The sequence below is a fragment of the Chitinophaga rupis genome (genome assembly GCF_900109685.1).
GTDB classification, from domain to species: domain Bacteria; phylum Bacteroidota; class Bacteroidia; order Chitinophagales; family Chitinophagaceae; genus Chitinophaga; species Chitinophaga rupis.
In genome coordinates, this window is sequence record NZ_FOBB01000001.1 from 1,499,767 (window position 1) to 1,514,174 (window position 14,408).

At 48.7% G+C, this 14,408-nt stretch carries 10 protein-coding genes; 6 read left to right on the forward strand and 4 right to left on the reverse strand.

Annotation, left to right across the window (positions count from 1 at the left end; genetic code table 11):
* Positions 1-12 precede the first annotated feature (12 nt).
* The 5 genes from BMZ54_RS06070 to BMZ54_RS06090 all read left to right on the forward strand — a co-directional run bounded on the left by BMZ54_RS06070 (position 13) and on the right by BMZ54_RS06090 (position 7,687).
* Positions 13-654: a LysE family translocator gene (locus BMZ54_RS06070; RefSeq protein ID WP_089907457.1), complete on the forward strand. Its 642-nt coding sequence runs from the start codon at positions 13-15 to the stop codon at positions 652-654.
* A 244-nt stretch (positions 655-898) separates the two neighbouring features.
* Positions 899-1,414: an RNA polymerase sigma factor gene (locus tag BMZ54_RS06075; RefSeq protein WP_089907459.1), complete on the forward strand. Its 516-nt coding sequence runs from the start codon at positions 899-901 to the stop codon at positions 1,412-1,414.
* Positions 1,415-1,485: 71 nt separating this feature from the next.
* Entirely contained in the window at positions 1,486-2,523 is a 1,038-nt protein-coding gene (locus BMZ54_RS06080; protein ID WP_089907462.1) for a FecR family protein, read from the forward strand.
* 86 nt (positions 2,524-2,609) lie between these two features.
* Positions 2,610-5,873, forward strand: a complete 3,264-nt coding sequence (locus BMZ54_RS06085) for a SusC/RagA family TonB-linked outer membrane protein (protein ID WP_202909144.1) — start codon at positions 2,610-2,612, stop codon at positions 5,871-5,873.
* Between the two features lie 35 nt (positions 5,874-5,908).
* On the forward strand, positions 5,909-7,687 hold the full coding sequence (locus BMZ54_RS06090) for a RagB/SusD family nutrient uptake outer membrane protein (protein ID WP_089907467.1): 1,779 nt from the start codon (positions 5,909-5,911) through the stop codon (positions 7,685-7,687).
* A 105-nt stretch (positions 7,688-7,792) separates the two neighbouring features.
* Here the strand turns inward: BMZ54_RS06090 and BMZ54_RS06095 are convergent, their stop codons facing one another.
* From BMZ54_RS06095 to BMZ54_RS06110, 4 genes are all read right to left on the reverse strand, one after another.
* A complete protein-coding gene (locus BMZ54_RS06095) occupies positions 7,793-8,827 on the reverse strand; it encodes a 2-oxoacid:ferredoxin oxidoreductase subunit beta (RefSeq protein WP_089907469.1) in 1,035 nt (344 codons plus the stop codon).
* 133 nt (positions 8,828-8,960) lie between these two features.
* Positions 8,961-9,305, reverse strand: coding sequence for a carboxymuconolactone decarboxylase family protein (locus BMZ54_RS06100; protein WP_089907471.1), 345 nt, complete (start codon positions 9,303-9,305; stop codon positions 8,961-8,963).
* Positions 9,306-9,740: 435 nt separating this feature from the next.
* Positions 9,741-11,486 (reverse strand): N-acetylmuramoyl-L-alanine amidase family protein, encoded by a 1,746-nt coding sequence (locus tag BMZ54_RS06105; protein ID WP_089907473.1) that lies wholly within the window; start codon positions 11,484-11,486, stop codon positions 9,741-9,743.
* A gap of 136 nt (positions 11,487-11,622) precedes the next feature.
* Complete coding sequence (locus tag BMZ54_RS06110; protein ID WP_089907475.1) at positions 11,623-13,416, reverse strand: acyl-CoA dehydrogenase family protein; 1,794 nt, start codon at positions 13,414-13,416, stop codon at positions 11,623-11,625.
* 184 nt (positions 13,417-13,600) lie between these two features.
* On the opposite strand from BMZ54_RS06110, the gene BMZ54_RS06115 reads away from it, so the two are divergent.
* A complete protein-coding gene (locus BMZ54_RS06115; RefSeq protein WP_089907477.1) occupies positions 13,601-14,401 on the forward strand; it encodes an alpha/beta fold hydrolase in 801 nt (266 codons plus the stop codon).
* Positions 14,402-14,408: the final 7 nt, after the last annotated feature.

Here is a 14,408-nt window from a genome sequence, read left to right on the forward strand (position 1 = left end):
TTTTTTTATTACATGATAGCAGCAATCGTAGCAGGATTAGGACTGGGCGTTTTTCTATCATTATCGGTGGGGCCGGTAATATTTGCCATCATTAAGTATAGCATCAATAACGGGTTTAAGGCAGGTATCAGCTTTGTGCTGGGCGTGAGCTTCAGCGATATACTGTTTGTGCTTATCGGCAACCTGGGCACCGCTTTTATTGAAGGCCTGGAAGATTATAAGCGCACTATTGGCGTAGTAGGCGGTATTATGCTGGTGGGCATGGGACTGTACGGGCTGTTCTTCAAAAAAATAAGGATCAGCACCGGGGAAGAAAAACCGGAAATGTTCCGCACGCATGATTACCTGAAGATCTGGCTGGCGGGTTTCCTGATGAATACCCTGAACCCTGGTGTGATCATTTTCTGGTTAGGCGTATGCGTGGCTAACAGCGCTACTACGGTAAGCCACAGGCTGATCATGTTCAGCCTGTGTTTGGTGTTTGTATTGTCAGCTGATATTTTAAAGGTATTTGTAAGTAATAAGATCCGTCATAAGCTTACCATGAATAACGTAGTATGGCTGAATAGAATAGCCGGGGCCAGCATGGTGCTGTTTGGGGTGGTGCTGTTGTATAAGGTGCTGTTTGATGTAGGGGGATTGGGCGGGCATTAGAAATGAGCTGATGTGCTGGTTTTTGTTGTTTAATGTTTGATGATATAGTTAGTCAATTATAAATGAAACAGGATGTCTGGATTTTGGTCCGGACATTTTTTATTATAAAAAATTCAAGTTCTCCAAAGCAGCAAACATCAGCACATTGATAATTACTTCACATAAAGATAACCCTGCCGCACTTTTTCATATTTTAATTTTGCCCTTTGGTTTCATATCTCATTTCTCAAACACTTACCAAACGATGGAGTTGCTGGACCGGATCAGGCAGGGTGATGAAGCCGCATTCGGAAACTTTTTTGATGAGCATCATGCCAATCTCTTTTTCTTTTTCAGGAAAAAGACCGGCTCTGACTTCCTGGCTGAGGAGCTGGTGCAGCTGACCTTTATTAAGCTCTGGAACAACCGCCATGGCCTGAACCTCGCTGTAGCATTGCCTGTACAGCTGTTCCGCATTGCCCGCACTACTTTAATTGATAAGCTGAGAACAGAGGCGGTAGCCAATAAAAGAATGGATGCGCTGAGCGAAGCGCTGGAAACCACTGTGGCCACACCATCCCTATACGAAGAAAAAGAAGTGATGGAAAGATTGCATGCTGCAATAAATAAATTACCCCCCGCCCGCCGCACTATTTTCCGCATGAATCGCCTGGAAGGCTTTACCCACAAGGAAATAGCCCATCATTTGAACATCTCTCCCAGAACCGTTGAGCACCAGATCAGCCATGCCGTAAGGCAGCTGCTGCAATGGCTATTTTAATTTAATGTTAACAGTAGGTAGTGCCCTGCCTGTTCATCGTATTTACATGCGAAAGGAGTTACGTTTACCGCATGAGCTTAGATCCGCAGTTAATAATACGTTTTTTAAGAAATGAATGTACAGAGGAGGAAGGGGTCCTGGTGGCGGACTATTTAAGCGCGCACCCGGAAGAGCTGGATCGTTGGCTGAATGAAGCGGAATGGCTTCGTTTTGAAAGCACTGAAACCATGCTGCCTGCCCGCTCTGCCAGCATGAAGCAGCAGGTAATGCAGGCTATTCATACATCGGCAAAAGTAAAACGGATCAGCTATGCAAAGCTGGCTGCGGCAGCTATGTTATGCGTAGTGGTATCTGTATCCGCCTCCTTATGGTGGCAGCATAATGCCGTGAATAAGCAGCAGGCGGCCGGCCTGGCAGCAGCCAATAATAATATGATCCTGATCAGCAACCCTGCCAATGATGTAAAGCAGGTGCGCATGCCGGATGGATCGCTGGTGGTGCTGGATGCGCAAAGCGCTATCCGTTATCCGCAAAACTTCAGAAACAACCGTACCATATGGCTGCAGGGCAGCGCGCTGTTTGATGTATCTAAAGACGAGGCCCACCCCTTCCAGGTAAATGCCGGCGCGCTGGATATAACGGTATTGGGCACACGCTTTAAGGTAAATGCGATTGATAAAAGTGGTGATATGAACATTCAATTGTTCAATGGAAAAATACGGGTAACAGCAGGCAGCAGTAAAAATACAACAGAGCTGCTGCCGGGCAATGAGCTGCATTACCAGCAGGGAAGCTGGACGGTGCGGGCTTTCAAAGGCAGCCAGCCGGAAAAGCTGCAACCAGCCGCTCCTGCTAAAACCTATATACCTGTGCAAAGTGATGCGCTGGTATTTGAGAACCAGCCACTGCCGGTAGTACTGGAAACATTAGCGTTAAGGTTTAACACAACTATTCATTATAAGGAAAAAGTGATCCGTGCCTATTATTTCAGCGGGGAGTTCACCGCTACGGCGCCGTTATCGTCTATATTAAACACTATCTGTACTTTGAACAGTTTACAGTTAAAAGAGGACAGCACCGGTTACACGCTATTACCGGCTAAGAAATGATCCGTTAGCGATCTGCATTATTTACAACACTTGTTACTCAATTGATAATATCAAAAATTCAATTTATGGTATTAAATGGTACCCGTATGCACTTTTTTAAAGCACATGTATGCATGTGCATCCTGCTTGGGCTGCTAACCGTTACAGCCAAAAGCTTTGCACAATCCCTGGTACAGCCGGTAGTTAAAGGCGTGGTGCAGGACAGCACCGGCAATGGCCTGTTTGGCGTAACAGTAGGCGCAATAAATACTGCTACCGGCTACACTACCGGCACTTTTACAGATGAAAGCGGCGTGTTCCAGTTTGCGAAGCTGCCGGAAGGCGGACCTTACACGTTTAAGTTTTCCAGCGTGGGTTTTGAGGCAAAGGAAATGAGCGGTTATACCGTAAAGGCCGACGGGCATATTTCCCTGGCAGTAAAGCTGCGGCAGGACAATAAATCACTGGACGAAGTGATTATAGTAGGTTATGGTACGCAACGTAAGGCTAACCTTACCGGCGCGGTAGACCAGGTAGGGCCGGAAGTATTGGAGAACCGCTCCATTTCCAGCCTGGGCCAGGGTTTGCAGGGCGTAGTACCCAACCTTAACCTGATAATGGGTGATGGTAAGCCTATTCAGGCGCCCACCTTTAACATCAGGGGTACCACCTCCATAGGCCAGGGCGGTAATGCGCTGGTATTGGTGGATGGAGTAGAAGGTGATCCCAGCCTGATAAACCCCAATGATATTGCTACCATTACGGTGTTGAAAGATGCTTCCTCGGCCGCTATTTACGGCGCCCGCGGCGCATTTGGCGTGGTGCTTATTACCACTAAGCAGCCCACCAAAGGCAAAACCAGCATTACCTATTCCGTGAACCATGCTATTAAAAGCCCTACTACGGTGCCGGATGTAGTAACAGACGGCTATACCTACGCAAAGATGTTCAATGAAGCGTGGACGGCCTGGAACGACTATTCCCAAACCCCACAGAACGTAAATAAAACAGTAAAGTTCTCACCGGAATACCTGGCTGAATTTGAGCGCAGGTCACAGAACCCTAACCTGCCTAAGGTTGAGGTAGGGCCTAACGGAGAGTACGTGTATTATGCGAGCACGGACTGGTATAAGGAGCTGTATAAGGATCATAACAGCGCTACAGAGCATAACCTTGCCCTTTCCGGCAGCAGCGGTAAAGCCAGCTATTATGTAACGGGCCGTTACTTTTCTCAGGATGGTTTGTTCCGCTACAACTCTGATGATTACAAGATGTACACCTTCCGTGGCAAAGGCTCCATACAGCTGTATCCCTGGCTGCGGATAGAGAACAACACCAGCTATTCTTCCATGAACTACCATAACCCGCTGAACGTAGGTGAAGGCGGTAGCATATGGCGTAACCTGGCCGATGAAGGGCATGCTATGGCGCCGTTGCTGAACCCTGATGGTACGCTTTCCTACTCCGCCGCCTATACGGTGGGCGATTTTTATTACGGAAAGAATGGTATTGATATGACCAAACGTGTGCTGCGCAATACTACCGGCTTCACGGCCGAAGTGCTGAAGAATAAGCTGCGTATAAAAGGCGACTTTACCTTTCAGAACACAGACAGTACAGCGAAGCAGTTACGCGTTCCTGTGCCTTACAGCCGCATACCGGGCGTAATTGAGTATGTAGGCACCAACACCAATGATATACAGAATACTTACCGCCAGACAGATTACCTGGCCACTAATATTTACGGCGAGTATGAAACCCATTTTTATGGCGGCCATTACTTTAAGGCCATGCTGGGTTATAACTATGAGCAGTCTACCTACAAAAGGCTGATCACTGCCCGTAATGGACTGATCTATGATGATGCGCAGGATATTAACCTGGCGCTGGGCCAGTCGCTGACCACCAGCGGCGGTTGGGAAAAATGGAATATACTGGGTGGTTTTTACCGCCTGAACTATGTATATAAAGATAAGTACCTGCTGGAGGTGAATGGCCGTTATGATGGGTCTTCCAAATTCCCGGCCCATGAAAGGTATGCCTTCTTCCCCTCCGTATCTGCCGGCTGGCGTGTATCCGGTGAATCTTTCTGGAAGGTGCCGAAAGAAATTATATCAGACCTGAAGATAAGAGGTTCCTATGGCTCGCTGGGCAATGGTAACATTGGCTCCTATGCCTTCCAGGAGAAATTCAACATTGCACAATCAGGTCTTATACTGAACGGCGTAAGGCCCCAGAAAACAAGCCAGCCGGGTGTTATACCAGACGGCCTTACCTGGGAAACCTCTACCACGCAGAACCTGGGGCTGGATATGTCATTACTCTCAGACCGCCTGCAGCTGACGGCGGATGGTTACATCCGTAAAACAACGGATATGTTTACCGTAGGTATGACCCTGCCCGCAGTTTTTGGTACGGATGTGCCTAAAGGCAACTATGCGGACCTGAAAACCAAAGGCTGGGAGGTATCCCTTGCCTGGCGTGATCACTTCAACGCATCCGGCAAACCGTTCCATTACGGTGTGCGGGTGGTGCTGGCCGATTACCAGTCAGACATCACCAAGTATAACAACCCGCAAAGAAAGCTGACTGATTATTATGCCGGGCAAAAGGTAGGAGAGATCTGGGGCTATGTTACAGACGGTTTCTTTACCTCAGCGGAAGATATTGCAAAATCACCCGCACAAACGCTGATCAAAGCATCTACCAGCGGCAAGCTGCTACCGGGCGATATTAAGTTCCGGGATGTGAATGGAGATGGCGTGATCAACGATGGTGATAATACGGTAGATAAACCCGGCGACCGGGTGGTGATAGGTAATTTTACACCGCGCTATACCTATGGTATTAACCTGGATGCGGACTGGAACAACTTTTTCTTTTCCACTTTCTTCCAGGGTGTTGGAAAGCAGGACTGGTGGCCGGGCGCAGAGGCGGATGTTTTCTGGGGCCAGTACAACCGGCCTTATAATGATATTCCTAAATCGCAGCTAGGCAACATCTGGTCTGCAGAAAATCCCAACACTTATTTCCCAAGATATAAGGGTTATTCCGCCCAAAGCGGCAACGGGGAGCTGCAGGTGGCGCAAACCAAATACCTGCAGAACGTGGCTTATATCCGCATGAAAAATATTCAGCTGGGTTATAACCTGCCGCAAACATTACTGAGCAGGATCCGTATCAGCAATGCAAGGGTGTATGTATCCGGCGAGAACCTGTGGTCATGGTCGCCGCTGTACCGCGTTACCAAAGACATTGATCCGGAAAGCATACTGGGCTCAGACCGTGTGCTGACCGAAGGTAAAAATGGTAACGGTAACAACTACCCGATATTAAAGAGCATCACCTTTGGTTTATCCGTAACCCTGTAATCCTTATTTGTAAAATTTAAAATGCAGCAATAGCTATGTGTATAAAACATGTATGGATCTTACTCCTTTCCGTTACGCTCTTTACTGCCTGCAGTAAAAAGCTTGACCAGGTGCCTGAAGATACTGCCACCAAAGCCGCCATTTTTGGCAGTGAAAAAGGAATGGAAACCTATGCCAACTCCTTTTACGAAATACTGCCTACGGCCAATAATATACACCAGGGCGATGCGATGGCTGATTATGCGGCCCGCACCCAGGTGCCTGACTTTTTAAGGGACGGCGCTTATGGCCCCCGCCAAAGCTCCGGCTGGGACTGGACGGCACTGCGTAACATTAACTTTTTCCTGGAGAACTGTAATAACCCCAAGATATCGCCCAAGGTTATACGTAATTATATAGGGCTGGCAAAGTTCTTCCGCGCCTGGTTTTATTTTGATAAGATAAAACGCTTTGGCGATGTGCCCTGGATCAACAAAACCATGACCATTAACGATCCGGACCTGTTTAAGGGAAGGGATAGCCGCACGCTGGTAATGGATTCCGTACTGGCTGATATTGACTCTGCCTGCGCCAGCATCACCGCTACTGACGATAAATCACGCAGCCTGATCACCAGGTATGTGGCTTATGCCTTTAAATCAAGAGTATGCTTGTTTGAAGGCACTTTCCGCAAATACCATACGGAGTATGGCTTGCAGAACACGGCAGACCGCTGGCTTACGGAAGCTATGAATGCTGCTAAAACTGTGATGGACGAAGCCGGGTATACACTGAGCACGGCTAACGGCACCGCACAATCTTACCGGCAGCTGTTCATCAGCAAAGCGCCGGTGAGCGCTGAAATTATGCTGGCCGCCTTATGCGACCCTAACCTGAGCGTGTACAATGATGGCAACTGGTGGTGGACCAGCGCTACCTATGGCTCCCGCGTAAGCTTTACCCGCACATTCATTAATACTTACCTGAATATTGACGGTACACCCTTTACCTCCAAAGCCGGTTATGCTACCCTGCCTTTTGTGGAGGAAGTAAAAGGCCGCGATCTGCGTTTGCAGCAAACCATCCGCATGGGCAGCTATAAAAGGGTAAATGGTGGTGTGCCACAAGCGGCGCCGCCGGTATTTTCGTATACCTATACCGGTTACCAGCCTATTAAATGGTGCCTGGATGATACGTACTATGATGGCGGCAGCCGTAATGATAACTCCATATCCATTATACGTTATGCAGAAGTATTGCTGAACTATGCAGAGGCAAAGGCGGAGCTGGGCGCTTTTACAGATGCTGACTGGGGTATGACCGTAGGTGCGCTGCGCGCCAGGGCCGGTATTACCGGCGGCTTAACGGCTAAGCCGGTGGTAGCAGACGATTACCTGAAAACAACTTATTTCCCCGGCATTACAGACCCTGCGCTGCTGGAAATACGCCGTGAAAGAGGTATTGAGCTGGCGCTGGAAGGTTTCCGCTTTTATGATATTGTACGCTGGAAACGCGGTGAGCTGATGGACCAGGTATGGAACGGCTTTTATGTGCCTGCCCTGGATACGCCTATGGACCTGAACGGGGATGGCGTGAATGATGTGGTGTTTTACCAGCAGAAGCCGGCCACCCAGCTGCCGGGCGTTACCTATGTAAATGTGGCGGCCACTATTAACGGTGGGGTAAACCCGCAGCGGCTTTCGCACGATACGTATGGAGAGCTTAACTGGCTGAATAATATTTCCCGGAAATGGAATGATAAGTACTACCTGTATCCCATCCCGGAGGCAGACCGGTTAATGAACCCCAAGCTGGGGCAGAACCCGGGATGGTAAATTAATGTGCCAGCATAACTGCTTACCATAAATGAAATGTCCGGATCATTGATCCGGACATTCTTTTTATATCATTATCGTCAAATATCAAACTCACGAGCACATTTACCTGATCGTCCAGGTTTCATTACCGGCCAGCAGCTTATCCAGGTCGCCGGGGCCTCTTTTGGCAATAGCGTCTTCGATCTGGCGGGCCATCCCTTCTTCATAGGTAGGACGACTGGTTTGGTAAAACACGCCGAAGGGGCGGGGCAGGTGGCCTTCAATCCGGGGATCATCGAAGATGCGGGTTAAAAGCTGTGCCTTATAAAAATCCTTTTCGTCGTGGATCCACAGGTCGCTGGCGCTGTATTGCTCACCCAGGGTTACTACCACAGGTTTTAAACCATCCAGGCGGATGCCTTTATCTTTCTGCGCGCCAAAGATCAGGGGCTGACCTTGTTCCAGCATCACGGTTTCTGTGGGGCGTGTACCTTTTTCTGTAAATATTTCAAAAGCGCCATCGTTAAAGATGTTACAGTTCTGGTATATTTCCAGAAAGGAGGCGCCTTTATGGGCATGGCTGCGTTTCAGCATTTCCTGCAGGTGCTTGGGATCACGGTCCATGCTGCGGGCTATAAAAGTAGCATCCGCACCCAGGGCCAGGGCCAGAGGATTGAACGGATGATCTATACTACCCATGGGGGTGGACTTGGTGATCTTGTTCTCCTCGGAAGTAGGGGAGTACTGGCCTTTGGTAAGCCCGTATATCTGGTTGTTAAACAACATGATATTCAGGTCAAAATTGCGGCGCAGCAGGTGAATGGTGTGGTTACCACCTATGGACAGGCCATCGCCATCACCGGTTACAACCCATATGCTCAGTTCCGGGCGGCTGGCTTTTAAGCCGGAGGCTATTGCCGTGGCACGGCCGTGAATAGAGTGCATGCCGTACGTGTTCATATAATACGGGAAGCGGGAAGAGCAACCGATACCGGAAATGATCACTATATTTTCGCGGGGAATATTCAGCCCCGGCATAATGGTTTGTACCTGTTTTAATATGGAGTAGTCTCCGCAGCCCGGACACCAGCGTACTTCCTGGTCCGTTGCAAAATCCTTGGCGGTCAGCGCCTGCGGAGCTATAGTTGTTGTTGACATCCGTTTATATATTAAAAGTCTGCAAAGTTAATTAATAATGAATAGTTAATAATTAATAATAAAGTACTTCGTTTGGCACGGCTAATAATTATTTAAGTACTGCATTCCTGAAGCACCTGTTAATTATTAATGCTTAATTATTCATTAAAAGATCCCAGTATTCTGCCGCACGGCGGGTATGCGGTATTACAATAGTGCCGCCTACTATGTTGGCTACAGCAAAGATCTCATACATTTCTTCTGTTGTGATCCCCTGTTCATGGCATTTACCCAAATGGTATTTGATACAATCGTCGCAACGCAGCACCATAGACGATACAAGGCCCAGCATTTCCTTTACTTTGGTGCTCAGCGCCCCTTCTGCATAGGTATTGGTATCCAGGTTAAACAGGCGGTTAATAACCTTGTTCTGCTTGTCCAGGATCACTTCATTCATTTTAGCCCTGTAGTCGTTAAATTCTTGGATCTGATCTGCCATACGTCTTTTTATTTCACCGCTAAAGCTATGAAAGGATTGGCAAATATAGATATAATCTACTTCATTGGTGGACTATTGGGCGGAAGATAGGCTATAATAAAAGGTTATAGGTTATAACCGTAGATTATAAGGGTAATAAGGGAGATGGCTCAGCAGGGTAGTTTGAGCCTTGACATGGACTTCACCAGGGATGGACCAGGGAAAAACATGGGATCTGGTAGGGAAACACATGAGAAAGACATGAGAAACACATGGAAAAGACATGGAAAAAGGTTGATTGAAAACCGTGGTAAAATGATGTAGGGTTTTATGTAGGGGGGAGGAGTTGCGCAGCAATGTCAGTAGGGAAAAAGGGGGGATTTAGGAGGGAAGGGTACCAGTTGCACAGCAATCGGACAGGAATAGATGTGCCCCACCTTTAAGGTGGGGCGGCGGCTATTTACCGGCCGCTTCCAGGTAGTCTTTCACGCCCTGCACAATCTTATCTGCCATCAGCTGGCGGAAAGCCGGGTCTAATACTTTAGCCTCATCGCCCGGGAAGCTCAGGAACAGGGTTTCTATGAGGGCATCCGGAAATTCAGTTGGGTTGTTGAGAATAAAATTGAAATTACCGTTACAGCCAAACCCTGATAAACCGGTTTCCAGCATGCGGTTGTAAATAAAACGGGCCAGCGGCTCGCAAAAGGGGTGTTTATAATAGGTGGCAGTGCCTTTCACATCTACCGGGTTTACGGATGAGTTCAGGTGCACGCTTAACAGCAGGTCAGGATCCGTACGGCGGAAGTTGGAGAGGCGGTCCTCATTGGCCACAAACTGATCGCGGGTGCGGGTGGCAATAACGGTGGCGCCTTCTTTTTCCAGCGCGGCTTTTACCAACAGGGAAATGGAAAGGCTCAGCTCTTTTTCATACACACCCATATTACCCAATGCGCCTACATTGCTGCCACCATGGCCGGCATCCAGCCCAATGGTAAGGTCTTTCAGCTGCAGGCTGGCAGGGGTGCGCTTTACTTTTACCTGAAGGGTATCGCCCCTGTAATAGACCTGGTATCCCCATGGAAAGGCATGATGCAGGTTAATGACCATGCGGAACACTTCCGGCTCTATCTGCTGCCAGGCCACCTGCTGAATTTCACGGGTGGTACCGAGCTGTGTTTGCAGCCCCTCTTCTGCATAAGCGCCATACACATCTACAATGATCTTACCGGGTTCTACTTCCTGGGTGGAGGTATAGGGCAGCTTATCTGCCAGGGGCACGGATACGTAATCGTAATTCTCATCGGCCCAAACCCTGGCTGTATTAATAATGCTTATGGGCGACAGCTCCTCGAGGGTGGCTGTATCCAGCAGTGGCTCCGGTATATAGGCTATGTGGCGGGGCGCCAGCTTTATCTTATAATAATCCCCTTCGCGTCCGGCAATCTGCAGCAGCACGCCTTCATTCAGGTAGCCTAATTTTTCAGGACCCAGGCGGTCGCCATGAGGCGAGGTGGTGAGGTAGGTCATGTTATCAATAGTGCGGCCGGTGAACAGCCCTTCATTACGCATAAAGCTGTAATAATTGCCGCTTTCCTTTACCGTGCTGTTGCCATTGCTATCCTGCAGGGTTACCTTAATACGGCCAAACAGCAGGCTGTCTGTATCCTGTATTACGTACATGCCTTCGTAAAAGCCGGGCACGCCCTGCGTTTCATTTGCCGGCAGCTCCTGTAGCGGCCTGTTATTGATCCAGGTGGCTTTGCAGCCGGGGTAAGCCTTCATTTTAATGCGCAGGGTATCACCTTCTACCAGCTGCAGGTTGCCCTGGGGCGAGATGTTAAAGTAATCAATGCGGAAAACGGGCGTAGCGCTGGGGGGCGGTAAAGGGCGATAATAATACACTACCTGTTTCGTATAGGTTTTACCGGTGCTATCTGCTGCGGTTAAGTTAAAGGCGGTTCTGCCCACTGCCAGCTCTTTTTTAATGGCAAAAGCGCCGGTGGGGTATACGTAAATGCTATCGTTATTGAGATAGAGCCGGCAGCCTTTACAGGTGCGGCCGGAGAGGTATTGTCTGGCGCTGCTTACATTATTCTGTTCCCTTACAGGTTGGTTCAGGTGTAGTAAAACCTGTGCGATGGCCGGCTGCTGCATCCCGCACAAAATGATCACCAGCAGCCTTTGCAAAAAACGTTTAGTCATGATCCCCGGAAAATAATGTGCAAATTTAATGTGCTAATACGCTAATGTGCTAATATGCCGGTAAATCAATGCAAAAGCATTCACTCATTGGCATATTAACATTCACCGGCGCATTAGCACATCAGCACATTATCCATTACCAAATATACCGGTTTTCGGCAATCAGCTTATCCGCTATTCTGCGGCGGGCATCTTTGGTATTAAAGGGTTCTGTTTTTGTAAAACGTTTCAGGCCTAACAGCATCATACGTTGCTCATCGCCTTCTGCAAAGCTGTTAATAGCATCTTTACCATATTTGTGGATACGGTCGGCAGCATCGGTAAGGTAGGTGCGCACCATATCGGCCTGCAGGGCAGCAGCGCTTTCGCCCTGTGTATCTACCATCTTTAACAGGCGCAGCAAGCCGCTTTCTGCGGTAAAGGTTTCAATGGCCATATCGGCAATATTCATCAGCAGCTCCTGTTCTGTTTCCAGCCTGGCCATCAGCTTCTGAGCGGCTGCGCCGGCTACCAGCAGAATGGCTTTTTTCAGGCTCAGGATCAGCTTTTTTTCTTTGCTGAAAGGGGTTTCATCATCGCTGCCAAAGTCCGGTATGCTCATCAGCTCCTTCATTACGTTCATGGCGGGCGTCATCAGGTCCAGCTTACCTTTCATGGCGCGTTTCAGTGTCATGTCCAGTGTAAGCAGGCGGTTAATTTCGTTGGTGCCTTCAAAAATCCGGTTGATGCGTGCATCGCGGTAAGCTTTTGAAATTACGTATTCATCACTGAAGCCGTTACCCCCGTGGATCTGTACGCCTTCATCCACCACATAGTCCAGTACTTCAGAGCCATTGACCTTTAACATGGCGCATTCCACTGCATATTCTTCTGCTGCACCCAGCACTGCTTCATTAAAGGGTTTGCCGGCGGCCAGCAGCTCCTGCTCCTGCTGCTCTATGAGCTGCGCAGTGCGGAACAGGGACGATTCTGCCATCCAGGTGCGGATGCTCATTTCGGCGAGCTTATGTTTTATAGCGCCGAAGTTGGCAATGGGCTGTTTAAACTGCTCGCGGGTGATGGCATAATTCACTACGTTGGTAATGGTTTTTTTACAGGCGCCCAGGGCGGCTGCGCACAGCTTCAGGCGGCCTATGTTCAGGATGTTAAAGGCTATGAGGTGGCCTTTGCCAATATCGCCCAGCACATTTTCTGCGGGTACCTTTGCATCCTGGAAATAGATCTGGCGGGTGCTGGAGCCTTTAATGCCCATTTTATGCTCTTCTGCACCCAGGGTAAAACCGGGGGTATCCTTATCTACAATAAAACCGGTGAACTTATCGCCGTCTATTTTAGCAAATACGGTAAATACATCTGCAAAACCGGAGTTGGTGATCCAGCACTTTTGCCCGTTCAGTAAATAATATTTGCCATCATCAGAAAGTTTGGCGGTGGTTTTGGCGCTCAGCGCATCGGAACCGGAGTTAGGCTCCGTAAGGGCATAAGCGCCTTTCATTTCACCACTGGCCAGTTTGGGAATATATTTTTGTTTCTGTGCTTCTGTTCCGAAATATAAAATAGGCAGGGAGCCAATGCCCGTGTGAGCCGCCATGGCTACGGAAAAGGAGTGGCCGGAGCCCAGCGCTTCATTAATGATGGTGGCGGTTACAAAATCTTTTCCCAGGCCGCCGTATGCTTCCGGGAAGCTGGCGCCCAGCAGGCCCTGCTCACCGGCTTTATCCAGCAGGGAAGGCATGAGGCCTTCTTCCAGCTTATCCAAACGGTCCAGCACGGGCGTTACCTCTTTCTCTACAAACTGCTCCGCCATTTCTTTGATCATGCGTTGCTCCTCATTAAAATCTTCAGGTGTGAATACATCATAGGGAGTGCTTTCTTTTACCAGGAATTCGGCCCCTTTGAGGGATGTTTTTTTATCAACTGTAGTATCCATAACTAGGTATTTGAAAAAATGAAGTAAGAGGTATGAAGTATGATAGCTGAAAGCGATGGCAAGGATATGATCTGATTTAACTGAATGCCTGGAACTTACACTGCAAACTTCAAGACCCGTGTATCGTAATTTACTTAGTTTGGGGCAAATGGCAAAAGTTGATTAAAATTGTTGGGTTAACAGTATGTCATCTTTTTATTTACCATATGGCAAGAGCCGTTTTCACGGTGTGCAGGCGGGGAACGGCCCGCAGCTGCTTATTTGCCTGCATGGCTTTGGGGAAAGCGCCCTGCATTTTGTACCGCTGGCCACTACTATGGGCGAACGGTTCACCATTATTGCGCTGGATATGCCGCTGCATGGTAAAACAGAATGGAATGAGCAACGTGCTTTTACCCCGGCAGATCTTAAAGCGTTGGTGGCCCTGGTATTGCAGCAGCAGCAAAAAGAAGTGTTCTCTTTAATGGGCTACAGCATGGGCGGGCGGCTGGCCCTGTGCCTGGTGCCGCAAATGGCGGCACAGCTGCAGCACCTGTTCTTACTGGCGCCGGATGGTATTAAAAATAACCCCTGGCATATGTTTGTAACCCGTACCTGGTTAGGCAACCGGCTGTTTAAATATGTAACCTATCACCCGGCCCTGTTCTTTAAGCTACTGTCATTTGTGCGGCAACTGGGAGGGGTAAACGAAAGTGTATACAAATTTGTTTTCAGCAGCATGAATAAGGTAGATAAACGGGTGCAGGTGTACCAGGTATGGACGGCCATGCGCCGTATGCTGCCGGACCTGAAACGCTGTAAACAGCTGCTGGCGCAGTATAGGATCCCTACCCTGCTGATCTACGGAAAATATGACCGCATTATTCCCGCAGTGCTGGGCCGGCGTTTGGTGGATGGTTCTTTTAATGGTGAAATACTGGTGCTGGATAAAGGGCATCAATTGATGTCGGCAGAGCTGGGGAATGTTATCATGTTAAGAATATAATATATAT

Bases quoted from the DNA above. Each gene is read 5' to 3' on its own strand.
- BMZ54_RS06070 (WP_089907457.1), top strand. From the start codon at position 13: ATGATAGCAGCAATCGTAGCAGGATTAGGACTGGGCGTTTTTCTATCA.
- BMZ54_RS06075 (WP_089907459.1), top strand. From the start codon at position 899: ATGGAGTTGCTGGACCGGATCAGGCAGGGTGATGAAGCCGCATTCGGA.
- BMZ54_RS06080 (WP_089907462.1), top strand. From the start codon at position 1,486: ATGAGCTTAGATCCGCAGTTAATAATACGTTTTTTAAGAAATGAATGT.
- BMZ54_RS06085 (WP_202909144.1), top strand. From the start codon at position 2,610: ATGCACTTTTTTAAAGCACATGTATGCATGTGCATCCTGCTTGGGCTG.
- BMZ54_RS06090 (WP_089907467.1), top strand. From the start codon at position 5,909: ATGTGTATAAAACATGTATGGATCTTACTCCTTTCCGTTACGCTCTTT.
- BMZ54_RS06095 (WP_089907469.1), bottom strand. From the start codon at position 8,827: ATGTCAACAACAACTATAGCTCCGCAGGCGCTGACCGCCAAGGATTTT.
- BMZ54_RS06100 (WP_089907471.1), bottom strand. From the start codon at position 9,305: ATGGCAGATCAGATCCAAGAATTTAACGACTACAGGGCTAAAATGAAT.
- BMZ54_RS06105 (WP_089907473.1), bottom strand. From the start codon at position 11,486: ATGACTAAACGTTTTTTGCAAAGGCTGCTGGTGATCATTTTGTGCGGG.
- BMZ54_RS06110 (WP_089907475.1), bottom strand. From the start codon at position 13,416: ATGGATACTACAGTTGATAAAAAAACATCCCTCAAAGGGGCCGAATTC.
- BMZ54_RS06115 (WP_089907477.1), top strand. From the start codon at position 13,601: ATGTCATCTTTTTATTTACCATATGGCAAGAGCCGTTTTCACGGTGTG.